The 23,355-nt window shown below is 67.8% G+C and carries 20 protein-coding genes and 1 pseudogene; 6 read left to right on the top strand and 15 right to left on the bottom strand.

The features are described from left to right. Positions 1 to 12 precede the first annotated feature (12 nt). The 3 genes from OHT61_RS15085 to OHT61_RS15075 all read right to left on the bottom strand — a co-directional run bounded on the left by OHT61_RS15085 (position 13) and on the right by OHT61_RS15075 (position 4,912). Positions 13 to 2,343, bottom strand: a complete 2,331-nt coding sequence (locus OHT61_RS15085; protein ID WP_329038726.1) for an ATP-binding protein — start codon at positions 2,341 to 2,343, stop codon at positions 13 to 15. Positions 2,344 to 2,633: 290 nt separating this feature from the next. Further along, positions 2,634 to 3,566, bottom strand: coding sequence for a very short patch repair endonuclease (locus OHT61_RS15080; RefSeq protein ID WP_329038725.1), 933 nt, complete (start codon positions 3,564 to 3,566; stop codon positions 2,634 to 2,636). Further along, positions 3,563 to 4,912 carry a DNA cytosine methyltransferase gene (locus tag OHT61_RS15075; RefSeq protein WP_329038724.1) on the bottom strand — a complete coding sequence of 450 codons (1,350 nt, stop codon included), beginning with the start codon at positions 4,910 to 4,912 and terminating at the stop codon, positions 3,563 to 3,565. Before OHT61_RS15075 ends, OHT61_RS15080 begins: the two co-directional genes overlap by 4 nt. A gap of 163 nt (positions 4,913 to 5,075) precedes the next feature. On the opposite strand from OHT61_RS15075, the gene gltX reads away from it, so the two are divergent. Beyond that, positions 5,076 to 6,449 (top strand): glutamate--tRNA ligase, encoded by a 1,374-nt coding sequence (gene gltX / locus OHT61_RS15070; RefSeq protein ID WP_329043271.1) that lies wholly within the window; start codon positions 5,076 to 5,078, stop codon positions 6,447 to 6,449. A 9-nt stretch (positions 6,450 to 6,458) separates the two neighbouring features. On the opposite strand, the gene OHT61_RS15065 is transcribed toward gltX, so the two are convergent. The 9 genes and pseudogenes from OHT61_RS15065 to OHT61_RS15025 all read right to left on the bottom strand — a co-directional run bounded on the left by OHT61_RS15065 (position 6,459) and on the right by OHT61_RS15025 (position 15,547). Further along, positions 6,459 to 7,445, bottom strand: a complete 987-nt coding sequence (locus OHT61_RS15065) for a glycosyltransferase (protein ID WP_329038722.1) — start codon at positions 7,443 to 7,445, stop codon at positions 6,459 to 6,461. Further along, complete coding sequence (locus OHT61_RS15060; protein WP_329038720.1) at positions 7,442 to 8,056, bottom strand: HD domain-containing protein; 615 nt, start codon at positions 8,054 to 8,056, stop codon at positions 7,442 to 7,444. The genes OHT61_RS15065 and OHT61_RS15060 overlap by 4 nt, the downstream gene beginning before the upstream one ends. 5 nt (positions 8,057 to 8,061) lie before the next feature. Further along, a complete protein-coding gene (locus OHT61_RS15055; RefSeq protein WP_329038717.1) occupies positions 8,062 to 9,786 on the bottom strand; it encodes a carbamoyltransferase family protein in 1,725 nt (574 codons plus the stop codon). Between the two features lie 499 nt (positions 9,787 to 10,285). Then, positions 10,286 to 10,606 (bottom strand): annotated as a pseudogene (locus tag OHT61_RS32520) (radical SAM protein); the annotation flags it as partial. A 16-nt stretch (positions 10,607 to 10,622) separates the two neighbouring features. Next, positions 10,623 to 11,741, bottom strand: coding sequence for a hypothetical protein (locus OHT61_RS15045; RefSeq protein WP_329038715.1), 1,119 nt, complete (start codon positions 11,739 to 11,741; stop codon positions 10,623 to 10,625). Next, positions 11,741 to 12,847, bottom strand: a complete 1,107-nt coding sequence (locus tag OHT61_RS15040) for a radical SAM protein (RefSeq protein ID WP_329038712.1) — start codon at positions 12,845 to 12,847, stop codon at positions 11,741 to 11,743. The genes OHT61_RS15045 and OHT61_RS15040 overlap by 1 nt, the downstream gene beginning before the upstream one ends. Positions 12,848 to 12,850: 3 nt before the next feature. Next, complete coding sequence (locus OHT61_RS15035; protein WP_329038710.1) at positions 12,851 to 13,849, bottom strand: D-2-hydroxyacid dehydrogenase; 999 nt, start codon at positions 13,847 to 13,849, stop codon at positions 12,851 to 12,853. Further along, a complete protein-coding gene (locus tag OHT61_RS15030; protein WP_329038708.1) occupies positions 13,846 to 15,153 on the bottom strand; it encodes a glycosyltransferase family 4 protein in 1,308 nt (435 codons plus the stop codon). The genes OHT61_RS15035 and OHT61_RS15030 overlap by 4 nt, the downstream gene beginning before the upstream one ends. A 43-nt stretch (positions 15,154 to 15,196) precedes the next feature. Then, positions 15,197 to 15,547 (bottom strand): ATP-binding protein, encoded by a 351-nt coding sequence (locus OHT61_RS15025; RefSeq protein WP_329043269.1) that lies wholly within the window; start codon positions 15,545 to 15,547, stop codon positions 15,197 to 15,199. 380 nt (positions 15,548 to 15,927) lie between these two features. Here OHT61_RS15025 and OHT61_RS15020 point away from each other — a divergent pair, with 380 nt between their 5' ends. From OHT61_RS15020 to OHT61_RS15010, 3 genes are all read left to right on the top strand, one after another. Further along, positions 15,928 to 17,373 carry a carph-isopro domain-containing protein gene (locus OHT61_RS15020; RefSeq protein ID WP_413251789.1) on the top strand — a complete coding sequence of 482 codons (1,446 nt, stop codon included), beginning with the start codon at positions 15,928 to 15,930 and terminating at the stop codon, positions 17,371 to 17,373. A 10-nt stretch (positions 17,374 to 17,383) separates the two neighbouring features. Continuing rightward, on the top strand, positions 17,384 to 18,334 hold the full coding sequence (locus OHT61_RS15015; protein ID WP_329038707.1) for an FAD-dependent oxidoreductase: 951 nt from the start codon (positions 17,384 to 17,386) through the stop codon (positions 18,332 to 18,334). 61 nt (positions 18,335 to 18,395) lie between these two features. Beyond that, positions 18,396 to 18,806, top strand: coding sequence for an NUDIX hydrolase (locus OHT61_RS15010; RefSeq protein ID WP_329038705.1), 411 nt, complete (start codon positions 18,396 to 18,398; stop codon positions 18,804 to 18,806). 79 nt (positions 18,807 to 18,885) lie between these two features. On the opposite strand, the gene OHT61_RS15005 is transcribed toward OHT61_RS15010, so the two are convergent. Then, positions 18,886 to 19,590 (bottom strand): nucleotidyltransferase domain-containing protein, encoded by a 705-nt coding sequence (locus OHT61_RS15005; protein WP_329038703.1) that lies wholly within the window; start codon positions 19,588 to 19,590, stop codon positions 18,886 to 18,888. 512 nt (positions 19,591 to 20,102) lie between these two features. After that, positions 20,103 to 21,161 carry a hypothetical protein gene (locus OHT61_RS15000; protein ID WP_329038701.1) on the bottom strand — a complete coding sequence of 353 codons (1,059 nt, stop codon included), beginning with the start codon at positions 21,159 to 21,161 and terminating at the stop codon, positions 20,103 to 20,105. 229 nt (positions 21,162 to 21,390) lie between these two features. Here OHT61_RS15000 and OHT61_RS14995 point away from each other — a divergent pair, with 229 nt between their 5' ends. Together OHT61_RS14995 and OHT61_RS14990 are read left to right on the top strand one after the other, a co-directional pair. Further along, positions 21,391 to 21,744, top strand: coding sequence for a DUF317 domain-containing protein (locus tag OHT61_RS14995; protein ID WP_329038699.1), 354 nt, complete (start codon positions 21,391 to 21,393; stop codon positions 21,742 to 21,744). 92 nt (positions 21,745 to 21,836) lie between these two features. Beyond that, positions 21,837 to 22,685 carry a DUF317 domain-containing protein gene (locus OHT61_RS14990; protein WP_329038697.1) on the top strand — a complete coding sequence of 283 codons (849 nt, stop codon included), beginning with the start codon at positions 21,837 to 21,839 and terminating at the stop codon, positions 22,683 to 22,685. Between the two features lie 244 nt (positions 22,686 to 22,929). On the opposite strand, the gene OHT61_RS14985 is transcribed toward OHT61_RS14990, so the two are convergent. Next, positions 22,930 to 23,310 (bottom strand): hypothetical protein, encoded by a 381-nt coding sequence (locus OHT61_RS14985; protein WP_329038695.1) that lies wholly within the window; start codon positions 23,308 to 23,310, stop codon positions 22,930 to 22,932. Positions 23,311 to 23,355 lie beyond the last annotated feature (45 nt).

Raw genomic sequence — 23,355 nt, 5'->3', positions numbered from 1 at the left:
CCTCTCCCATCGTCAGCTGTCGTCCGCGAGGTCACGGGCGATCAAGCGGCAGCTGACCCGAATGCGCCCCAACTCTTCAGGGGTGACCTTCGGTCGGTGCTGCGCGAGCAGCGCCAGATCACTCAGGGGGTTCATCAAGCGCTCGACGATCAAGTCGCGGGCGTCCGAGGCCGACAGCGCGGCATAGGAGCGTCGGAAGACCTTTCCGTCCATGAAGAGCGCCGGCGACTCGCTGATGACGCGCAGGACGGCACTGGCGGGAGTGAAACGGATGAACTCTCCATTGTTTACCGCCTCGTTCCAGTCGAGGCCGGGCTCCGACTCCAAGGCGAAACGCTCCTCGGCGGCCTCCCTCTCGTGGGCTCGCAGTTGCAGCCAGTGAACAGCAGGCGTCTCCGCGATCACCGGCGCCATCAGGGTGCGGATCCGCTCCAACAACCGCTCGGCCTCGTCGGCCATCGCGGTTGGTGTGAGGCGAGGGCTGGAGGAGCGTTCCTTGAACAGGAGGAGCAATCGCGACAGAGGTGTGGAGTTGTCGTTCTGCCGGACGCGCATGTATTCGGCTGCCTCCAGCAGCGCCATGTCACGCATGTCGGCCCCGTGCTCCCGATAGAGCTGGTGATCGGAGTCGACGAAGACCTCCAGCTGCGGGGAACGCAGCATGATGGCGAAGGCTGGCGTTTCCTGATCCTTGGCATTGGTGAGTCGCTGGCCCCGTACAGCCCAGACCCTCAGTTCGATCCGACCCATTTCGGGAATCAGGTATTCGCCAGCGAGGTCGGGGAACTGGTCTGCGGTATCGCGGTAACGCTGCAGCCGTTGGGCGAAGGTTTCTACCGGCGCCGGATCGTCGGCCGGGGGCGCATCTTCAGTCCGGGGAACGTCCTGCGCGTCGTCCTCGCCAGGAGATACGGGTCCCAGGCCGGGCAGGAGCTCGTCCGTGCCGCTGTCCGAGTCAGGGCCCGATTCGTCCTGGTGCGGATGGTCGTGGCTGTGGGCCGCCTCGTACCAGATCTCGTCGCTCTGGTAGTCGGGATGGGCGTCCCGAAACAGCTTCGCCCACTGAATGGTCTTCTCGTGGATGGCTTCTTTGCCGTTTCCGGGCACCAAGTAGTTCAGGCCGGGATCCTGTCGGCGAAAGCCCGAGTACAGGAGTGCGAGCGGACTGTCGTTCTCCGGAAGTTGGCGACGCTTGGCGATCTCCGGACGTAGCGGACTTTCCTTACGAATGGCACGCAGCACTTGGTGCCACTCGGCGGTCTCGAACTCGAACGCTGTCTTCTGGTAGTTCGGGGTGACGTGGTCGCAGTGGATCTCCCCGACGATGCGGCCAGTCGCCGCTTTGGAGTCGATCGGGTACTCGAGTTCCGGTTCGCCAAGGCCGTCCTCATCAGTCCAGTAGAAGATCCGCTTGTCCTTGAGAAGGATCTTCCGGCCGTTGCGCAGGAAGTCGACGCCATAGTCCGTGCGGTGCACGTAGCGCTGGATACCGAGCCAGCCCCAGATTCGGCGCGAGCGGACCTCAAGCCGGTCCTGGTCACACTCGCGGCAGTGATCAACGTCGAGCGGGTTCCAATACCCGCAGGCCATGCACGCCTTCTTGTCCGAGAGAGAGACGTCTATGGGCTGGATGGCGCTGATCTCCACGCCTCGGCGCGTGACGGTGCGCTTTTCGCTCCAGACGCAGAGTGTCCGGGGAGGCAGCTTCTTGCCGTTGATCGTCAGCCGGAAGCCTCGCTCAGTGAGCAGATAGCTGTACACATCGCCCAGCTTCTCCCTGATCACCCTGAGGGCGTTGGGGCGACGAAGCGCCTCGAACTGCTCCCCCTTGAGGTCGCTAATGGTGATGACGGTCCCGTGCTCATCGAGGTTCGCCTTGGGCACCTGGCGGTATGGAGCTTGGTAGGCGGCCGACGCCTCGATCTGCGGAAGGTCAAGCGTGACCTCGGTCCAGTAGGTGTCGCCAGCCCGCCCGGTACGGACGACGGTCTTGCGGCCGAGACGAGCGGTCGCGATGTTGAATCCCATGCCGAACAGACCCAGCGCTCCGTGCCGACCGTTGCCGCTCCAGCCGGCGCTGATCGCTTTGCGCACCTCGTCGAGGCTCATGCCTCGGCCGTTGTCCTGGACGACCACTTCAGCCGTGGACCGGGAGTCCTGCGCGGTCGGCAGTGAGATGCTCACGGTTGGCCTCTCGCCGCCCGTCTCGGGAGAGGTTTGGAACACGTCGAAGGCGTTGTCCACAAGCTCGGCGAGGCACTGCCAGGCCGCGAATTCGATGTCGCCCAGGACACCGAGGATGCGGGGGTGCGGCATCACGTTGATGTACTGGCCGTCAGACATGCGTCGTCGCTCCCCAGGTGGCCACGTCGTGCTTGATGAAGTGCGTTTGACCAGTGGGGATTGAGCTTCGCGTTGCCCGCGACTCGCCCCCCGAGTTACCTCGCGTCAGCATGCGTTTACTCTACTGACGCCCACTGACAATCAGTTGGGGATCTGCGGAATCAGCCCGTGCACCAGCGGCGATGCATCGCCGACGATCCGCCCGTGGTCATGCCAGACTGGTTCTCATGATCCGAGAGCCAGCCGAGGTAACCATCGACGAGGGCGGTCGGGTCGAGTTGCCCATCGGGCTACTGGCGGAGGCCGGCCTTGCTTGCGGTAGTAGTTTGCTCGCCTATAGCGCGGGCGACGGTCGCATCATGCTGCGGCGCGCTGAGGACGCCATCGCCGACCTTCTGGTTGACGGTGACCTGTGAGGCGCGCTTCTCGGAGGCCGTGACGCGCCGCCGGACCTTCACAAGAGCGATGATCTTGTCGGCCGCCTCTGACGAGTCCTCATGTTCCCAGACCCGTACAGGCAGCCACCCAGACTGCTCCAACAGGCGGTTGGTCTCGGAGTCCCTCGCGCGATTCCCCTCGATCTTGTCTCGCCAGAATTCCTCGTTCGTTCCCGGCCACCGGCAATGAAGCGGACAGCCGTGCCAGAAGCAGCCATCCACGAACACGGCCACCCTCGCGCCTGGAAAGGCGACGTCAGCGGTTCGCCGCACGCCAGCCATCGGGCGGTGCGAGACTCGGTATCGCACCCCCCGCTCGTGCAGGTGCTTCCGTAGGAGCTTTTCTGGAGCCGTGTCGCGTGACCGATTGCCCCGCATGGAGGCGCGAACTGAGCGGCTCGCCGCCCAGGAGGACGCCGGCGTCTCCTCCTCGGGCAGCACGTGGCCGCCCTTGATCGCTCTGCGCCAAGCCTCGGCGAGGTTCTCGCGACGGGCCTCGTGCTCGACTTCTCCGAGGTAGATCGGCTTGCGAGTGGACCCTCTGTCGGACCAGCGCAAATAGGCTCGGATCCGTCGGGTTTTCGTCAGCACCTTCAGTTCGACGGAGGCACGCGCCCGGCGCCCGTCCCCCAGATCTACCCAGCGTCGGTCAGGGCCGCCAGCGGCCTTGTCCTGCTCCGCCGTGGCCTGGGCTCTCGTCCTGCCGGGCCGCCCTTTCCACGCCTTCGTGGGTGGAGGCTTGTCCTTCCAGCGCGCCTGGTGGGGGGCCGCCTTCCCGGAGGTCACCTCAGGCTCCGCGCGTTGTCCAGGGCCTTGGCCACTGCCTTCGCGAAGAACTCACCCAACAGGACGGGAACGGCGTTTCCGAGCTGACGCATCCGCTCTCCCCGCGGGCCTTCGAGGACCCAACTGTCAGGGAAGGTCATCACGCGGGCCGTCTCTCGTACGGTCATGTAGCGATGCCTGTACGTCCAGCCGTCCGGTACGGAGGCATCACGAACGCGGTCATCGGTCAGCATCACCGATTCCCCGCCTGGTACTCCGTGGACACCGGCCTTCACGGTCTTCGCCGGCCGGTCGAGCTCGTTCGGCGTGTGTCCCTTGTAGATGCGCGCCCCGGGCCAGCCGATGTGGTTCGTCACGCCGTTCAGATAGCGCTCCTCTCGGTCTAGGCGGCTCCACAGGTCCTGGGTGAGCGGCGGCTCGCCGTTCATTCCGGCGAGGGCGTCACGGAAGGTTCGCCACGGGAGCAGTGAAGCTTCCTCGGCTTCGAGATTGACCTGTTTGGGGAGCCCGGCGAGAGCGCGGACACGCACGTGGTCGGGCACTGCGTGACCGCGAAGCTCACGGTGCCGCTCCCAGTAGTCGCCCTTCCGCATTGAGTGGATCAGAGCCTCGTAGGAGTGTGTGCGCTTGACGCTCCGCTTGAACTCCTCGACGTCCACACCGAGGTCTCGACGGAACGCGACGATGATCACCCGGTTCCTGATCTGCGGTACGCCGTAGTCCGCCGCGTTGACGGTTGTGGCCACCACGTCGTACAGCTCATGGCCCCCGGACGGATCAAGGACGCGACCGTCCCTCAATCCCGCGTCGTAGGCGCGCAGGAGGGCGTCGTGCTCCTGCCACGTGCTGTCCGGGTCGCGCTTCAGGTAGGGGTAAGACAATTCCCGCAGAATGTACTGAAAGTAGGGCTCGAAGGACTTGCGTCGAAGCCCGACGACGTTCTCGCAGATGACGGCCTTGGGCTTAATCTCGCGGACCGCCCGGAACATTTCCGGGAACATGTTCCGTTTGTCCTCGTCGCCCTTAGCGATTCCTCCCAGGCTGAACGGCTGGCACGGCGGGCCGCCGGCCAGCACGTCGACCTTGCCGCACAGGTAGTTCATGTCGAGCGTCCGGACGTCGCCCCTGATGAGAGGTACGGGCCCGCCGGGGTCGGGGATCCATTCCTCGTCACCCCGTTCCTTGGCGCCGTTGGCCTCAAGCGTCTCGCAGGCGCGGGTGGCGACCTCGCTATAGAGGAGCGGCCGAAACCCCGCTCGCCCAACGGCCATAGCCAGGCCGCCTCCGCCGGCGAACAGCTCAACCGCCGTGCGGTCAGGAGATCGTTCTTTTCGCTGCTCAGACATTGTAAAACCATACCGCGGAGTAGGTCCCTCTGGGAAGTCGAGCGCACTGATTCACCATTCGAACCAAGGCATGAGTGGTTCGGGGCTCCGGTCGAGCATCGGTACTCTGGATCGCATGTCTACTGCCCCGGTTCGCGTTCGTTTCGCCCCGTCTCCGACCGGCATGTTCCATGTCGGCGGGGCGCGGTCCGCCCTCTACAACTGGGCCGTGGCACGACAGTCCGGCGGCACCTTCGTCCTGCGGATCGAGGACACTGACGCAGCCCGGAACAAGCCGGAGTGGATCGACGGCATCATCAGCGCGCTCGCGGCGATCGGCATCCATGGTGAGGACAATGCCTTCGAGGGGCCGTACTTCCAGTCGCACAACGCGGCCCGGCACAGTGAGGCCGCCCAGCAGCTGTACTCGGCGGGCAAGGCGTACTACTGCGACTGCACCCGGGAGCAGCTGAAGGAGCGCACGGGGTCGGAGCACCTCGGGTACGACGGGTTCTGCCGGGACCGCGGGCTGGCCTTCGAGGAAGGCCGGGCGCTGCGGTTCCAGACACCGGACGAGGGCGAGACCGTCGTGGTCGACCTGATCCGCGGGGAGCCGGCGTTCCCGAACAGCGCGATCGAGGACTTCGTGATCGCCCGTGGTGACGGGTCCCCCGTCTTCCTGATCGCGAACGTGGTCGACGACCTGGACGAGGGCATCACGCAGGTCATCCGCGGCGAGGAGCACCTGTCGAACACGCCGAAGCAGCAGATGCTGTGGGAGGCGCTCGGCGCCGAGCCGCCGGTGTGGGCGCACCTGCCCGTGATCGTGAACGAGAAGCGGCAGAAGCTCTCCAAGCGTCGGGACAAGGTCGCGCTGGAGGACTACCTCGCCGAGGGCTTCCTTCCCGAGGCGATGGTGAACTACCTGATGCTCCTGGGCTGGGGCCCGGGCGGCGACAGGGAGCTCATGCCGTACGAGGAGCTGGAGCAGCTCTTCCGGATCGAGGACGTCAACACCGCCCCGGCGTTCTTCGACGTGAAGAAGCTGACGGCTTTCAACGGCGACTACATCCGTGCTCTGGCGCCCGCACAGTTCGCCGCAGCCTGTGCGCCGTGGCTCGTGGCCCCGTACGCGCCGTGGCAGCCGGAGGCGTTCGACCAGGCTCTCTTCGAGACGGTAGCGCCGCTGGCCCAGACGCGGCTGGCGTTGCTGTCGGAGATCACCAGCTACGTGGACTTCCTGTTCCTCGACGCGCCCGTCGAGGACGAGGCGTCGTGGAACAAGGCCATGAAAGCCGGCGCCGAAAACATCCTGGCCGACGCTCGTGCCGAGTTCGCCACCGTCGCGGGCTGGGAGGCGGACGGTCTGAAGGCCATCACGCTCGCCGTGGGAGAGAAGCACGGGCTGAAGCTGGGCAAGGCCCAGGCGCCCATCCGGGTCGCGGTCACCGGCCGAACGATCGGACTCCCGCTGTTCGAGTCCATGGAGCTGCTCGGCCGGGACCGCGTGCTGGCCCGTCTGGACGCCGCGGCCGAGAAGTTGGCCGCCCGGGCGTAGTCGCTCTGGTCAGGCGACCTGTGCGAGAAGGTCGCCCCAGGCGTTTCCGAAGTAGTTCAGGTCGAACCGAGCCAGGGTCTCGTACGCTGTCTTGGCTTCGGTCCGGCGTGCCGCAGCGTGTTCCCGGACCTGCGCCGGCAGACGGTCGAGGTCCGGCGTGGGCTGGCCGGTCAGAGCGGCGAGGTCGCCGAGGCCCGCGATCGGCCGGATCAGGCAGGGCAGGCCGAGTAGTAGGGCTTCGGCCGCGCAGCGGCTCCAGCCCTCCTGCATGCGGGGCAGGAAGACGCCGACGTCGCACGCCCGCAGCAGCCGTAGGTACCGCTCGCGCTCTACGTCGTAGTGCGCGGCGTCAAGGCCGATGGTGTTGCTACCGCTGGTGATCACCCGTAGCCCGGGTACGCCGGTCAGGGCCGCTGCGACTTCCTCGGTGCCCTTCCAGTGGACGGCCTTGCCCGCGTACACGCCGATCGTCTCCGGGGCCAGACCGAATTCGGCGCGGCACTCGGCCCGGACGAAGCCCCGCGCCCGCTCGACCTCGGCCATGTCGAAGGCGTTGTAGATCACCCGTATGTTGCGGACGCCGCGGGCGCGGAGGAAGTCAGCCCAGTACGGGGATACGCAGACCACGGCCGCACACTGCGGCAGCACCCGGAACAGCCGCTCCCAGAGCATGGCCTCGACGGGGGCGGAGTCGTGCTGCAACGGTTCGTAGTGGTGCAGGAGGAACACGGTGCGGGCCCGCATCTCCGGCGTGAAGATCAGCAGGCTGATGTCGTCCCACACGAAGGTACCTGGGGCGGAATGCAGCGCTCGGACGGTTGGGCCCAGCTGCGCGAGGTGGCGGAGCTTCCGCCAGCGGCGGATGCGGTAGGTGCGCTTGTGGTCCGGGACCGTGCGCCATTCCACGTCGTCGGCGGTTGCCTCGTGAAGCATCCGAAGGTATACCCGGCCGCCGGTCCGGCCGACCGGCTCCATCGAGTACGCGATCCGTCTCACGGACGTGCCTCCTGCTGATGGTGGACGTACTCGGCGTTGAGCAGTGTGTGCGCGGCTTCCAGGTAGGGGCTGAGGTGGCGTGCGGCGCCGGCGAGGGGGAGGTGGAAGTCGCTGAGGTTCCGTACGAACTTCCGTCGGCGCTCTTGGTTCGGCGAGGCGGCCAGGTCGCGCAGGTTGTGGATGCGGTCGGCGAGCCGTACCAGGAGTTCCTCTGCGGGGAGGGCCGCCGTCTTCGTGCGCCATCGGGTCTCGTCACCGGGAGCTTTGGGGCGCTGTTCGAGCCGGTGGTCGGGCGTCATCGCACGCAGGCGCTCGGCGAAGGGCGCCCCCAGCTGGTGGGTGACGAGGGCCTCTGAGCTCGGATCGACCTCCAGGGCGTCGTGCAGAAGGCCGAGGAGGAGAGTCTCGGGCTGCGTAACGCCGAGTTCGTGCCGCAGGATCGCGACGACGGCGAGTGGGTGCTGGAGGTACGGGGTGCCCTGATCCCGCGTATGGCCGGCGTAGATCGTGAGGGCCAGGCCGGCGGCCACACGGGCGCGCGAACTTGCCCTGGCGGACCATGCGGTGGCGCCGAGCGTGGTCAGGATGTGTGGCAGATCGGTGGCGGCCATCTCCGTCACCCCTCTCGTAAGAACGGCTGGGACTGCGCACGGGGGTCGGAGACGTGGTCGGCGATCAGGAGGGTGTCTCCGACGGCGAGAGCGTCGAGGCCGAGGTCCGCTGCCGCCTGTACGGCTTGCGGGGAGGTCCGCAGGATCGGGGTGCCTTTGCGGTTGAAGGAGGTGTTCAAGAGCAGCGGCAGTCCGGTGTGCTCGTGGAACTGCTCAAGGAGTTCGTGCAGGCCCTGGTGGTCGGCGGCCACGGACTGGACGCGGGCGGTGCCGTCGTGGTGGGTGACTGCCGCTATCCGGTCGGCTCGGCAGCGGCGGACGTGGGCGACGCGGTTCATGAAGGGGTCACCCTCCGACATGAACCACTCTGTGGCGTGCTCGGCGAGGACGGCCGGGGCGAACGGGCGGTAATCGGCTCGTCGCTTGATCGCGTTGAGCCGGTCCCGGGTGGCGGCGTGGCCCGGGTGGGCGAGGATTGAACGGTGGCCGAGGGCCCGGGGCCCGAATTCGAGCGGCCCCTGTACCCAGCCGACGATGCGGTGCTCAGCGAGCAGCGTGGCTGTTGCGGGTGCCAGGCCCGCCCCGAGGCCAGTCAGAGCGCGGTAGCCGGATGGCACCGCATCAGGCATTAGCGTGCCAGGGTTCGGGCCCCAGGCCGCATCGGTCGGTACCGGAAGGCGCTCCTGCCCGAGCTGGTAGTGCCAGGCGTACAAGGCGGCGCCCACGGCGGTGCCCGCGTCGTGTGGCGCCGGCGCCACGAAGAGGCTGTCGAAGCCGCTGTCGGCGGCCAGCCGGCCGTTGAGGTGGGAGTTCAGGGCGCATCCGCCCGAGAACACCAGCGACGAGGCCCGTGTAAGCCGCCGCAGATGGCGTGCGATGTGGACGACCGATTCGGAAAAGACATCCTGGACCGCGGCGGCCAGGTCGGCCCGTTCGTGTTCGGGCTGCTCCAAGGCGTTGGCGGCGGTCCAGACGTGGCCGCGGAGCAGCAGAGGTGTGGTGCTGTCCGCCGAGCCCCAAGGATGGTCGACGCGGACCTCGCCGTCGTCGCTGAGCCGTACGAGTTCGCGGATCTGCGGCCCATAGCGCTGGGGGTCGCCGAATGCGGCGAGCGCCATCATGCTGCCCTCGGGCTCGTCGCCGGGTGGGATCACCCTCCGGGCGAGGTTCCGGTAGAAGTGCCCGAGGGAGGAGTGGACACGGCGAGGGCCGACAGGGCCGGGAACCACGGCCGGCATGCTCTGGTGGAGGCGGTCGATGCGATCCGGCCGCAGGTCGTAGCCGGTGATGCGTTCCCTGCCCGGGCCGAAGTCGGCGCCGAGGGCGGAGCCGCCGGCGTCGATGACGAGGCCCGCCGCGTGATCGTGTCCGGAGAGCAGGTAGCCGGAGAGCACATGGGCGGTGTGATGGGACAGAAGGCGGAGGCGTTCATCGAGCGGGGCGGGCAGGAGGGCGGCGAGCTCTTCCCGTTCCTCGGTGAGCCACCAGCCGGCGGCGGGATTGGGGCGCATGGAGGCGGCCCAGACGGCGTCGATGTCCTGCGGTTCGATGCCGGCGGCCTCCAGGCACCACTGGAGTGCTCGGGCCGGTGCGGCGAGCGTGCCCTTGCGGGTGGGGTGATTGTGTTTGACACCGCTCCAGCGTTCCTCTTCGGCCGCGTAGAGGCGGCCGTCGACGATCAAGGCGGCGGCAGTGTCGTGATGGAAGTTCAGCCCGAGGACTGCGGACATGGTCGTGTACCTCCGGTCTGGGGTCAGGCGGTCGGAATGCGGGCGGGTAGGGGGCGGCGCCGGAGTCGGCGTACTCGTGGCAGCGCAGGCAGAACCGGAAGTGGTGGGCTCGCGGGGCGAACACCTTGGCCGCGAAGTCCTGGTCCCAGATGCTGAACTCGCTGTCGTCCTTCGCCATGGCGTTGAAGCAGCGGTAGCAGGACCCGTCCATCTCGATCATCAGGTGCTGGTCGAGGTAGCGGTCGCAGATGCCGCGCAGTTCGTTCGACGGCTGGCCGACGTCGACGTGGTGCACGTGGTTGGTGACGTGGATCGCGCCGTACGCGTCGCACAGGCTCGCGAGCTCCACCAGCCGGGAGGAACTGATGCCTTCCAGAACGCTGTTGATGACAACGGTCTTGCCGGCTTCACGGAGTCGGGGCACGACGGCGTGTACTTCGGCGTAGTTCTCGTGCTCGTCGTCGCAGCCGATGAGGATCTGGTCGTACGAGCGGAGGGTGGCTTCCATGATCCGTTGGTTGCGAGCAAGGGTGATGGCGTTCGTGCCCAGGACCATGACCTTGTCCGGCAGGCGAGTGCGGGCAGCGTCGCTGAGCGCGGGGAAGTCGCGGTGCACGGTGGGCTCGCCGCCGTTGATGTGCAGCTGCTGGAACGGGATGGTCTCCAGCCGGGCCAGGATGGTGGAGAACAGATCCAGGGACATGTTCTCGCCCTGGGCGCCGTCGGCGAAGATGCAGAAGTCGCAGGACCGGTTGCATTTCGTCGTGATCTTGATCTTCGCTGTTTTCAGGACGCGGGGATGAGACGCGCGCGCGGGCATGGCGAGGCTCCTTGTGTCAGGGGTTGACGTCTTCGGGCGTGAGGCTGAGGAAGTCCCGCACGATGGGCTTCTGCCGATGCCAGTGGGCGAGGGTGGCGCGCAGGGTGTCGGCGGTCGTGGGGCCGGTGGGGATCAGTCCGGCCATCCGGGCGGCCAGACGTTGGGCGGGACTGGTCCCGTCCTCCGCGAGCGTGTACAGGGTCTGGGCGGCGGAACGAAGCTCTTTCGCCTCCCGCCGGATCAAGTACTCAGTCGCGACGCCGGACGGCGGATCGAGGTAGTACAGCCAGCGGGCGACGCGTACGCGGAGCATCCCGGCGGTCATGACCCAGTCGGTCCCCGTGGACTCCTTGCCCGTGTCGGGAGTATGGCTCGCATCAGGAATGCGGCGCATGGCAGCCTCCAGGGAGACATGTGCCGCGCGGAGCAGGTGGCGCGGGCTACGGGGTCGCCCGTTGGGTCCGCTCTCTGAGTGCCGGAGGAACAACTCGGCGTAGGCGTCCAGCCCGTCCGGGCGCCACTGGGTGAGCGCGGCTGTCTTGCCAGGACAGCGGGTCCGTGTCGCGAGCGCGGCAGCGGCGAACCAGCAGGGGGCGAGGTAGTGCCAGGCCACGCAGTGGCGCCGGTACGCCGTGATGTCCTCGACCACGTTGTCCGTACTGTCCGCTGCCAGCTGGTACCGGCCGCCGAGCCGCGCCTGGAGGATTCCTCGGTAGAAGCGTTCGTCGACCTCGCACCAGGGCGCCATCTGGGCTCGGGACCTCCAGCGTTGGAAGTCCCGGGCGCTCCCGCTGACCAGCGACCATGTCGCGAGCTCGGGTGCGGAGATGAGTCGTCCGTCCGCCTCGGCCACGGTGAACGCGAATCCGGGCGGATGCTCCAGAAGCCGTCCGTGGGAGACCTCCCGGCGGACCGCGGACCTGTGCGCGGAGGCCAGGTGGTGGTTCCAATCCTCCCAGTCCTCTGGCGACTCCGGCAGGAGGACACGCACGTCGATGTCCGAGTGGGGACTCAGCAGATCGGCCGACTGCCACTTGTGGGTGAGCATCACGGCCCCGACGTCATGGGCGTCCAGCTCGCGTTCGTACAGCGCTCCGAGTCCCAGGTAGAGGGGCGGCGCTTCGGCCACGACCATCACCGCTCCCCGGTGGAGGCTCGGGTGCAGGAGGACTGAGCCGCGCCCGTGGTCAGGACGGGGAGCAGGGGCAGGACCGGGGCGCCCTCGGGGCGCTCCATCCGGTCCCAGCGCAGGTCGTAGTCGACGTAGTGGAAGCCCTGCCAGGCGTCGTTCGTGTTGCGGTCGAGCATGGCCTGGAAGAGGTGGGCGAAGGCGTCATCGAGGGTGTCGTCGGCGAGGTGGGGCTTCAGGGGGATGTCACGGTTGTGGAGGATGCAGGGGCGGGCCACACCGGTGGGCGTGATCTTGATTCGGTTGGCGTCGGAGCATGTGGCGCAGCTGGAGTTGGAGATGAAGCCGATCGAGCCCGCCCAGCCGTCGGGGCGGAGGTACTGCCCGGGGCTACGGACCCCGAGCTGGTCACGAGAGACCTCGCCCGCGCCCGCGAACCACTCGTGGAGAAGGTCGCGGACGTCCGCCTCGCTGATGAACTCGGTGTCGAACAGCGCCTGCGCGGGCCCGATGTTCTGGAGTTCGATCAGGCGGACGGCGACAGGCAGCTCGCGGGCGAGCTCGGCCACGGCGAAGGCGTCGTCCAGGTAGGTGCGCTGGAGAACGCAGTTGACCTTCACCTGCAGGCCGAGGGCGAGGGCGTCGTCGAGGGTGCTCAGGGTGGTGCGTGGGTCGCCGCCTCCCATGATCGTGGCGGACCGTTCCGGGTCGAGGCTGTGCAGGCTGAGGTTGAGGTACGTCAGGCCGGCGTCACGGAGCTTCTCGACGCTCAGCCCGCGGCGCAGGTTGCCGTGGCTCGTCATGCCGATCGCGGCACCGGACCCGAGGCCGTCTGCGAGTCCCGCGATCACGTCGAGGATGTCCGCCCTCAGGGTCGGCTCGCCTCCGGAGCAGTGCGCCTTCCGGATCTTCCAGGTGCCGGCTTCGGCGGCGATGGCCGCGTAGTCGGTGGTTGTCAGAGGACGGTCCTTGTGCCCGTAGTCCGGCATGCAACGGGGCTTGCAGAAAACGCAGTCGAGGTTGCACAGCGAGTTCAGGGTGAAGGCCAGGTAGGGGTGGTTGCGGCCGGTCGCCGCGAAAGCGGCGGCCAGGTCGTGGCGGGTGGTGGGCATCGGTCAGCCTCCAGCGAGGGAAGAGCGGGCGTCGGGCACTTCGGCCAGGCCGTTGAGCGGCTGACCGGCGAGGTATCGGCGCAGGTTGGCGGCGAAGAAGTCGACCGCCTCGTTCATGTACGTGCGGCAGAGCGTCGAGCTCTTCGGTGTGAGCACGACCCGTGGGTGGAGCCGGAGTGGATGGCGAGCCGGCAGCGGTTTCGGGTCCGAGACATCCAGGGCGGCGCCGCGTAGGTGGCTGGCGTTGAGGGCGGCCAGGAGGGCCTGCTGGTCGACGGTTGTCGCACGACCGAGGTTGAGGAACAGCGCTCCGGGCTTGCAGGCGGTGAAGAGGCGGTGGTCGAAGAGGCGGTCCGTGGCGCGGGTGGCGGGCAGCAGGTTGACCACCACGTCTGCGACGGCGACGGCTTGGTGGACCGCCGAGGCGAGCATCCAGGTGATCCCGGCCCTGGGTACCGCAGGCGGTGTCCGGCGCACTCCGATCACGTTCATGCCGAAAGCGCGGGCGGCGCGAGCGAGATGGCCTCCGATGCTGCCGCAGCCGACGATGGTCATCGTCGACCCGGCAAGGTCGAAGAACTCTGCGGCGAGGTCGTCCTTCCACCACGTCCGGTTTCGCTGGACGCGCTGGCTCATGAACAACCCGCGGGAGAAGCCGAGGATCAGCCCCATGGCGTGCTCGGCCATGGGTCGGCCATGGAACCCGTACGAGCGGGTCAGGGTCACCCCGGCGGCGTGAGCCTCGGCGACGGGCAGATGGTCGGTGCCGGCGGCCGGGGAAGCGATCCAGTTCAGGTGGGGCGCGTTGGTGAGCCACGACGGCTCGAACCGCCAGCCGAGGTAGACGTGTGCCTCGGCCAGCCGGTACGGCACGTCCTCCTCTCCGGCCGTACGGAAGTCGACACCCGGGAAGGCGATACGTAGGGAACGCTCGTGTTCGGCGGACAGCCGCCAGAAGGAGTGCGGGGATTCCAGGCTGACGAGCACCACCGGCCTGCTCATCGAGTCCCGCCTTCCCCGGTGGACGACGGAGCCAGAACCCACGGGGCGATGCGGCCGATGACGGAGCCGATGCTGGCCTCGTAATCGTGGCGCGAACGCACCAGAGCGGTTCCGCCGTTCCGGAGCCGCTCGCGTTCTCGGGGCAGGACGGTCAAGGCCCTGTGCAGGGCGGATGCCAGGGACTTGGAGTCCCGGGGTGCGGAGGTGAAGCCGGTCACGCCCTCAATGACGGTCTGGGCCAGACCGCCGGCGCTGGTCGCGACCACTGGCCCGGCGCCTGCTGCGAACGCCTCCAGGGGTATCCGTCCGAAGGGCTCCTCGCGTGAGGGAACGACGACCGCGCGCAGCGCCGGACTGTGCAACCAGGAGCGGACGGAGGGGCTGAAGCGGGTGATGAGCGTCGCGTCCAAGCCGTAGGCGCGGATGCCTGCCGCTAGGTCCTTCTGATGAGAGGTGAGGCGCTCGTGCCCCTCCGAAGTGACGGCCGCCAGGAGCAGGTGCGGAATACGAACCCCACGCTCCTTCAGGACGTGCAGCGCTTCCAGCAGGTCTTCGAACCCCTTGGTGGGCACCGCGCGCCCCATGGCAAGCAGGAATCCGCCTCGGGCCTTGAACGGCAAGGGGCGAACAACCGTCGGCCTGGTCAGCTCCTCCCGGATCAGTCCGTTCGGGATGTTCACGATGCTCGCCCGAGGGACACCGCAGCCCGCGACGAGGTGGACTCGCATGTGGGCGGAGATGGCCCCGATCCGCCCTCCTCGGGCGATCGCCGCTCGTAGGGCTTCACGTTCCCAGCGGATCCGCGACCGGTCTCCTGGCCGCGTGAGGGCCGCTGCGGAGCGCGGGACGAGGAGCAGGTCCATGGTGGGGGACGTGTACGGGGCGAGGCCGAGGAGGGGGGCGTCGAGGCCGACGAGCAGGCAGCGGCTGGTGCGATGGGCGACGCGTAAGGCAGCCTCGCCGGCCAGGTCACACAGCTGCATGGCGCCGTGGACCGAGCCCGGCGGCGCAGGGACCGCAGGGATCGTGATCACCTGGGCTTCGGCCTTCTTCAGCATCTGCTGGACCTCGCAGGTCCACCGCCGATCGTGCGCTCCCGCTGTTTCGGGGACGTGCGGGGTGATCACGGAGAGGCGGCCCGTAGGCAGGATGCGGGCGAGGGCTGTCAGGAAGGCGCGGTTGCTGAAGCCGGTGCCCGACGCGGCACCGTAGACGCCCTCGTGGACAGCTACGACGACGCGGGGCTGGCGACCGGCCGCCGGCGCGTCAGTGGGCGAGGGCGGGGTCGCATGGTCGATGCGCACCGTGTGGTGCCTCCTTGGAAGACGGGTCTCGTGGACGTGAGCATCAGTGCGTACCGGGAGGCGACGGGCTGGCCAGGCGCTTCAGCCGGCACCAGGCACGGGTTCCGTGGGCACCAATACTCAAGGACCAGGCATCGGCCAGTGCGTCGACGATGACCAAGCCTCGTCCCGATTCGGCTTCCTCCTGGGGACCCGGGGGAGACGTAGGTGCCAGGTCAGGGCAGCCTCCGTCGGTGACGGTGATCTCGACCTCCAGGCCGTCGACGGCCGAGCTCCTGACGTCTACGCACAGGACCAGGGGTGGGTTTCCCGAGGCGAAGGCGTTCGTTGCGAGTTCCGACCCGATGAGTCGGGCGTCGTCGAGGAGATCAGCCTCGGTGCCGTGGAGTGCCACCGCGACGGCTTTCCGAGCGACATCGGCCGCCCTCAGTCCGTACGGCAGATCCGTGATCAGCGTGGTCGTGCCGCCGCGATCGGAGTGCTTGGGTAGTGGCGCTGAGCCCGGATGCCCGGTGCCGCGCTCCAACACGCTGCCCGGACGGTCTCGGGAGGTGCTCGTGTGGTGTCTCAAGGCCCACCTCTCTCTCCGCCGGCGTCGAAGGCGGCGCCTTCCGTCGTGACTCAAGAACACCGGAGGAGACCGGTCGGGCAGCACCCGATCAGTGGGTCAACTCGGTCAACTTCCACGAGACGCAGGTGATTCGGCTGCGGTCTGCATCACCATGAGGAGCGTGGGGCGGTCGACGAACCGCTGGGGACGTGAGGTGGGCGAACGTGGGGCAACAAGCAGGGGGACCCAACGCCGAGCTGTCGCGGTGCCTCGACGAACTCGGATGGAGTCCCAAGGCGCTCGCGCGAAAGCTCAACAGGGTGTTCGGAGCGGGTACCGTCGCCGAGTCCGCGCCGTACCACTGGAGGGACGGCGGCTCGCTGCCGCGTTCGCCGTTACCGATGATGGCTGCCTATGTGCTCTCCCAGGAACTGGGTAGAGCTGTCTCCGTAGCCGAACTGTGGCAAGGCCGCGCGGGCGACTCCTCGGCGCTCGTCCCGGCGGACACGGATCTCGCACGGCCCTGGACCGTGCAGGGCATGGAGGCGATCGTGGAGGACTGGGTGATGGGAGGGCTTGTCGACCGACGCCGATTCCTCGCGATCTCAGGCGCGGGGCTTCTGGCGATCGTCGCCCAGTACCTCGACGGAACCGCAGGGCGAGGCCAGTACACGTCCCGGATGGCCCCGCCGCCCGGCGCTGATCCGCTCGTCGACCAGGTCGAGCAGCACCTGCCCATGCTCCAGCTGCTTGACGACGAACACGGAGGCGCGAGGCATCTCCCCTACGTCGGTGCCCAGTTCCGCGCTGTGGGGCTACTGATTCACGAGGGCGGGCATCCGCCCGCTGTGGCGAGCAGGCTCATCCGCGCGCTGGCGGAAATCGGGCAGCTCGCCGGCTGGATGGCCTTCGACGCGGCAGATCACGGTCTGGCCCAGCGCTACTTCGCCACTGCGCTGCGAGCCGCACATCAGGTCAACGACCTGCCCCTGTGCGCGCACATTCTTGGCGACCTCTCCTTCCAGGCGGCGAGCCGGGGACATCCGGCGGATGCCATCGCCCTCGGAGAGGCAGCCCGCCGCGCCAGCGAAGCCGCCCCGCCTGCCGCCCGGGCATCCGTCCTTTCCCGCCTCGCCTACGCGTATGCGGCCGCCGGCCGTGACAACGACTTCGCCCACACCCGCAGCTCTGCCCGAGAACTGATCGCGAGTCGAGACGGCAGCCGGGAGGAGCCCCGCTGGATGTACTTCCTCACCGACAACCACCTCGACTGCCAAGCCGGCTATGGCTTCGTTCAGATGGGGCGCGCCCGGCAGAAGGAGGACGGCGGCACCAAGGGCCGTCGCTTTCTCGCTCAAGGGACCGAGATGCTCCGTTCCGGGGCGTACGACGTTCCGCGTGGCGACCCCAGCCAGCGCAGGGCCATGTTCGAAGGAGCCTGGCTGGCCTTGGGACACAGCGCCTACGGAGACCTGGAGGCGGCCTGCGAGATCGGCCAGATCGCGGCTGACCGCCTTGACGCCGTACGTTCACCTAGGAGCGCGGCGCTGCTCCACCAGCTTGCGGCGGACCTACGCCGCCGCCAGCGAAACCCGCACGTCCGCAGCTTCCTGCCGGTCCTCGAAGACGCACTCGCCCGACATGCTCCGTCGACGCCACCCGGCCGTTAGGGTCGAGATCATGACCGCAGGGGAGCGCGTTGTCGTTGTCGGCGCTGGGGTGGCAGGGCTGACCTCCGCCGTTGTTCTCGCCGAGGCCGGGGTATCGGTGCACGTGATCGCCGAGCAGGTGCCCGGTGTCACCTCGCTGGCCGCCGGCGCGATGTGGGGCCCATACCTGGTCGAGCCGAAGGACGAGGTCGACCGGTGGGGACAGCGGTCCCTGGAAGTCTTCCGGGAGCTGTCCCAGGACCAGGCCACAGGCGTCCGGCTCACCAGCGGCATCGAGGCATCCCGTACTGCCGAGGCCCCACCGGACTGGGCAACCACATTGCCCGGGTTCCGACCGTGCGAGTCGACCGAACTGCCGCACGGGTTCACGGCCGGTTACCGGTTCACGGTGCCGTTGATCGACATGCCCGCCTATCTCGACTATCTCCTGCGCCGGCTGCGAGCGGGCGGTGGAACGGTCGAGCAGCGACGTCTGACCTCGCTCGCGGACGTCGGCCCGGCCCCTCTGATCGTCAATTGCGCGGGCTTGGGCGCCCGTGACCTGGCCGTGGATTCAGACCTGCGGCCGATTCGTGGCCAGCACGTAGTCGTCGCCAACCCGGGGCTGACCGAGTTCTTCTCCGAGGACACCGGCACTTCGCCGGATCTGCTGTGCTTCTATCCGCATGGAGAGACCGTCGTCCTGGGCGGCACGGCCATCGACGACGAAGGCGACCTTGCCCCAGACGACACAGCGGCGGCCCGCATCCTCGCCCGGTGCGCCGAGGTCGAACCCCGCCTCGGCCATGCCCGCGTTCTGGAGCAGCGGATCGGCGCTCGGCCGACCCGTTCCATGGTCCGCGTGGAGGCGGAGCGGCAGGACGGAGTCCTGGTCGTGCACAACTACGGGCATGGAGGCGCCGGCGTCACGCTGTCGTGGGGGTGCGCCGAGGCGACTCGGAAGCTCCTTTCCCTCAGCTGAGCGAGGGCTCTCCTCGATACGTCTGTGATGAAAGTCCTGGCGTCCGTGAAGGGTGAACGTGATGACACAGAGCATGGCGAAGGTACCGAGCGTCGCCGCAGCTGTAATCGTCCAAGAGGGACGAGTCCTCATGGTGCGCCGCCGGGTCGGGGAGGGCCAGCTCTCCTGGCAGTTCCCGGCCGGCAAGGTTGAGCCGGGTGAGTCGCGAGAGGAAGCCGCTGTGCGGGAGGCCCGTGAGGAGACAGGACTGCACGTGGCTGCGGTGAAGTTGCTTGGTGAGCGGATTCACCCCATGACGGGCCGACTGATCTCCTATACGGCCTGTGAAGTGGAGGGTGGAGTCGCCCACGTCACGTCCACCGAGGAGGTAGCTGAGGTGGCTTGGGTAACCCACGGAGACATCCCGCAGTACGTGCCTTACGGCCTGTTCGAGCCCGTGCAGGAACACCTTGATGCAGTCCTGCCTTCCTGATCCCCCTCCGCGAGGCAGGGCCATGGGTGCGCGGCGCTCGACCTTCCGATGCGCCCCTGCTGCCGCGTGCTGACCTCGTTCACAGAGTTCCACCACGCTTGTAGCCGACCCAGAGTCGTCCGCCAGCCTGATTCAGTACCTCGTCCACGGCGGCCACAAGAGTCTCAATCCGCCCTGCCAAGACGTCACGTAGGCCATCGTGCAGGCGCTCGCTGAGTCCCGGCGCCGCCGTCTTGAGACGGCGGGCCAGCCACTTCCCGCCTCCGCACCACGACCCGCTGACGTTCAGAGCCAGTTCGCCAGCCCGTCGCACCAGTTCGGTGGCGATGAACAGCCGTTCGCTCTGGTCCGGGCTCCCGGCGAGGTCGTCGAGGAGGTCGGTGATCGCGTAGCGGCAGTCATCGATCTCGTCAGCCGACATCTTGGGCGGTCCCACAGAGGTCAGCGCCCTAGCCTCAGTGGCGATGCGCGCCCCGACCCCATCGGTGTCGAAGAGCAACAGCCCGTCGGAACACATCCAGAGCAGCGGCGACCGGCGCTTGCGCACTTCCCGGTCGACGTACGAGTGCCACGTCGCTTCGGTGTGCACGAACATCTCCACCAGCCACTCACCGCTCCGGAAGCTTGCCCGGTATGGGGCCGGGGATCCGTGGAGGATCACCACGATGTCGAGGTCCGACATCGGCGTGCGGCGGGCCGTCACAACGCTGCCGCCCAGGAACGCAGCCTGAGCGTCGGGGTGGTCTTCCTCTACAACGGCACGCGCGGCGGCGATCGCATCCATGCAGCAACTATCGGCATTCTGTCCACCGTGCGCACAGGGATTTCTTCAGGGGCGCCGGCGCCAGTCTGATGGCGAAGCAGGGAGATCACCGTTTCTTGGCTGGCCAGTGCAGTCTGCAGGGCCTGGCGGAAGATACTCGGCATCGACGTCATGACCGCGATTGTTGCGACTGGCTTGCCCGAGGGCGTGGGTCATCGCCGATCGCGCCGCGCTTCCTGAACCGCCCGCATGTGGTGGCGATCCTGCTCCTCAGCATTCCGCCGAGACCGCGCTACCAAGGGCCCCATCACCGCGTAAGCCGCCGAGATGAGCAGACATCGGGCCGCGAAGTCCCATCCCCAGGTCATGTCGCCCACCCACGTCATGACAGTGCTCATCACGACTCCGGTCGCCACCGCAGCGCCGAATCGTCTCCACCATTGCCCCACGCCCAGCGGCTAACCCTCCCTCTTGATCACTGGCTCAGGCCCGGCTGCCCGGGAGCAATCGCTGCAGCTCGCAGTGCGGAACTGTCAACTGTTGCGGCGTTCCCACTGCGCGGCCCGGACCATTCCGTCCTGAAAGTCCTGCCGGGGCAGTTGGAGGCCGAAAGCGTCCTCCAGGGCGTGGAAGTACAGCTCGAACTCGCTGGTGAGTTCGGGATGGTCCAGTTCGGCGCGGCGTATGGCCTGGTTGAGGCAGTCGAGCTGGCCGCCTCGGAAGTAGGGGGCGCGGCCGCGGTCGTACCAGATCAGCTCCAGGACGCCCCAGTCGTCGTCGATACGGCGGCCGTCACGCATGTAGTCGAAGGTGTAGATGGCCTTCGCGGAGGTGGCGGTCAGGTGCACCGTCTCGGTGACGCCGAGCCGGGCGAGAGCCTCAGGATCGGGCCTGAGGCCGGGGGTCTCGTGGTACATCAGGAACGCCCAGCCGCCGGCCTGCCCGAAGCAGCAGGTCTCCCAGACAATGTCCCAGTAGTCGAAGGTCCCGCCGTCCATGCGGCGCAGATCCGCGAGACGGGTCCCGGCGGCGATCTGTGCGGGGTCGGCTCCGTGGAGCAGCGCGATCTGTTCGGCGCTGATGTTCTCGCCGCGGAAAAAGGCGAGATGGGTGTAGGGGTCCTGCTCGCGCCAACTGCCGGCGATCCAGGCGAGGCGCTCCAGCGGGTCGCGTCCGCACGCGGCGGAGGGCTGTGTACTGTCCATGCCGCCGTTGCGGAATCGTCTGCCCCAGGCGGGGTTTATGCGGTCCAGCAGTTCGGCCTGCCCGGAGACGAGATTGGTCACCGGGCCGCGGCCCGGTGCCCGGGCCGCGATGTGCTCGGCGAGTGCGCGGACCGCGTCCTCGGCGGCGAAGTACAGCACCTGATCCAGGTCTTGTGTGACGAAGACCTCCCGGTAGGGCCCGATGTGGCCGCGCACCGTGCCATCTTCGTCCAGGACCAGGAAGAGACGACCGTGCCGCTCGCCCACGTGCTGCTCGTACTGGTCGGGTGAGGTGCCGGTGGGCGGGAGCATCGCGTCGTCGAGCACGTCGGAGCCCGCGACCACCTGGTGCCAGGCTCGTTTGAGTGTGTACGCCGATATCTGCATGGGCGTCAGTATGCGACCGGGCTCTGACACGGTCGGCTGATCTGCGGCGGGCGACGCCAGCGGCGTTGTCGGCCTCGACCGGGTTGGATGACGGAGCGACTGGGGTCACTGTCAGAAAACAAGTTCGCCGGGGGCAGACAGGAAAGAGTCGCGAAGGACTGGCCAGCGAGCGCAGACGGATGTCAACGTAGACGACCTTCCGGAACCCCAGGTCAGAGAGGTATTCGTCGTGACCTTCGCATCCACGAGCTCCGGTTTCTCCACCGCCGCCGAGTCCCTGAAAGTGCGCACCTGGCAGCTTGGCCCGGGCCAGCCCACTCTCGTGATGGATCAGTTCTCTGCCGAGGATTTCCACATGGTTGTGGATGACCGCGCTGACGTCCACGTCAATTCGAAGGACGGCCGGTTCTACTTGGGCTGGTTTCCGCTCGGCCGCCCTGGGGGCGACGGCGAAGGCTGGAAGATCGCCGTCACCGGCACCACGAAGGTGCCTGGCTACAGCATCTCCTTCGACGCCGAGACGCCGGCCGACATCGTCGCCGCCACTGTGACGCGCGTGCTGGAAACCGCCCTTCCTCGGTAGGCAGGGCAGTCGGCGTCAGCCGACCCGGCGCTGCCTGGCTCATGGACGGGTGGCGCTCCGAGCCCGTCAGCCGACTGTGCGAAAGCAAAACGATGTCAGTAGCCCCGCACCCAGCCCTTGGAGGCGCCCTGTATCCCAACCCTCAGCTCAACCCGTCCACCCCGAACCAGGGCGCACTGCCTGCGTACTGGGTCGGCCCCCGGCACCTGGCCGGCGACGACGGATGTCTCTACGACGTCGTCGCGGACACTCTCGCCGGCTTCGGCTGGACAAGCCTGACAACCGTCCGCGGGCGACGTGAGCTCGAGGAGTCGCGGGAGGACCGCCAGGTCCTGCGCAGCACCGTCCTGCACATCAGTCCCGACGCCCGTCGGTGGGCTCAGTGGACGCTGTCGGACGAACCGTTTCACCTCGGTGGGCTGCCGATCGCGTGGCAGATCTCTGCCCGCTCGGATGCGAGCAGGTCGCTCGCGGACTGGTCCGCCTACTTCACCTCCGGCATCCCCGGCGAGGCCATCGCCGACTTCCTTCTCGCGCTCGATGTATGCGGTGAGCCGACCGACGCGGCCGCCGGCCCCGAGACCGTTCTCGATGCGGCGTCCGTGCATGGTTGGCTCCGCGACGCCGACCAACCGCATGCGGCGGCGATGCATCCCACCTTCACCGCACGCCTCGGCCTTGGGGAGCTGCCACCGCTCATCCAGGATGCCGATCCCTGTGCCCTGATCGTTGAGGGCGATGTGCCGGGGGTGGCGGGTTGGCAGGCGTGGGCCGAGCTCGGCGCGGGTGCTCCGTGCTTGTGGGCTGCGTCGTTCAGTTCCAGCGTGCCGCACGGCCTCGTTGCCGCGTTCGCCTCATCGCTCAGCTCCACCGCACCGGTTCTACGCCGGGTGTTGCCGGAGAGCTCACGGGACCGGCTCCTGTGTGCCCCTGCCTGCTGAGCAGTACTCCCGCGCGATGAAGCCGGGCCTCCGTTCGGGAGGCCCGGCTTCGCGCCGCAGCGGCAGCTTCTGTGTCTGGCGGACAATTACCGGGGCGGGCTGGCGCATGTGCTGGATGCGGTGTCAGCTCGTGGGCATCGGGGAGAGACGGTTCCTGTGTGACCTTCCTTGACTGCGACTACCGGGAGGGCGAGGCTCCGCCTGGTCAGCTTCTTGCTCCGGCCGGTGAGTGACACACCCGGTGTCAGAAGGCGTAAGGGGTGAACGGACGTATCGGTTCGTCCGCGAGGGCGAGCAGGCGATTGAACTCCGCCATTTCGTCCTCGCTCATGAGCTCGACTGCGTTTCCGAGCTTCTTCTCGGTGAGCCGCTCCATGAACGGGCCAAGAAAGCGCTGTGTGACGTCAGGGGCGTCGCATATCTCACGCACGTACTTCATGTACCGCGTGCGCTGCGCACTCAGCTCTTCGACTTCGGCGCGGGTTGCACTGTCGGCAAGGGCTTGTTCCTCCTTGCTGAACGGGCGACCGTCGCGGTGGGACCACGTCCCGGTCTTTTTTCGGGGCTGGAAGTCCGAGTCGCAGAGAAGGGCGAAAATCCAGGGATTGAAGTCGGGATTGGCCATACAGGTGTCGCGCTCCTCGCGGATCGGTTGGGGTACATCAATGGT

The sequence above is a fragment of the Streptomyces sp. NBC_00178 genome (assembly GCF_036206005.1).
In the GTDB taxonomy this organism is placed as follows: Bacteria; Actinomycetota; Actinomycetes; order Streptomycetales; family Streptomycetaceae; genus Streptomyces.
The sequence above is the reverse complement of the archived record's forward strand: the minus strand, read 5'-3'. Positions and strand labels throughout refer to the sequence as shown.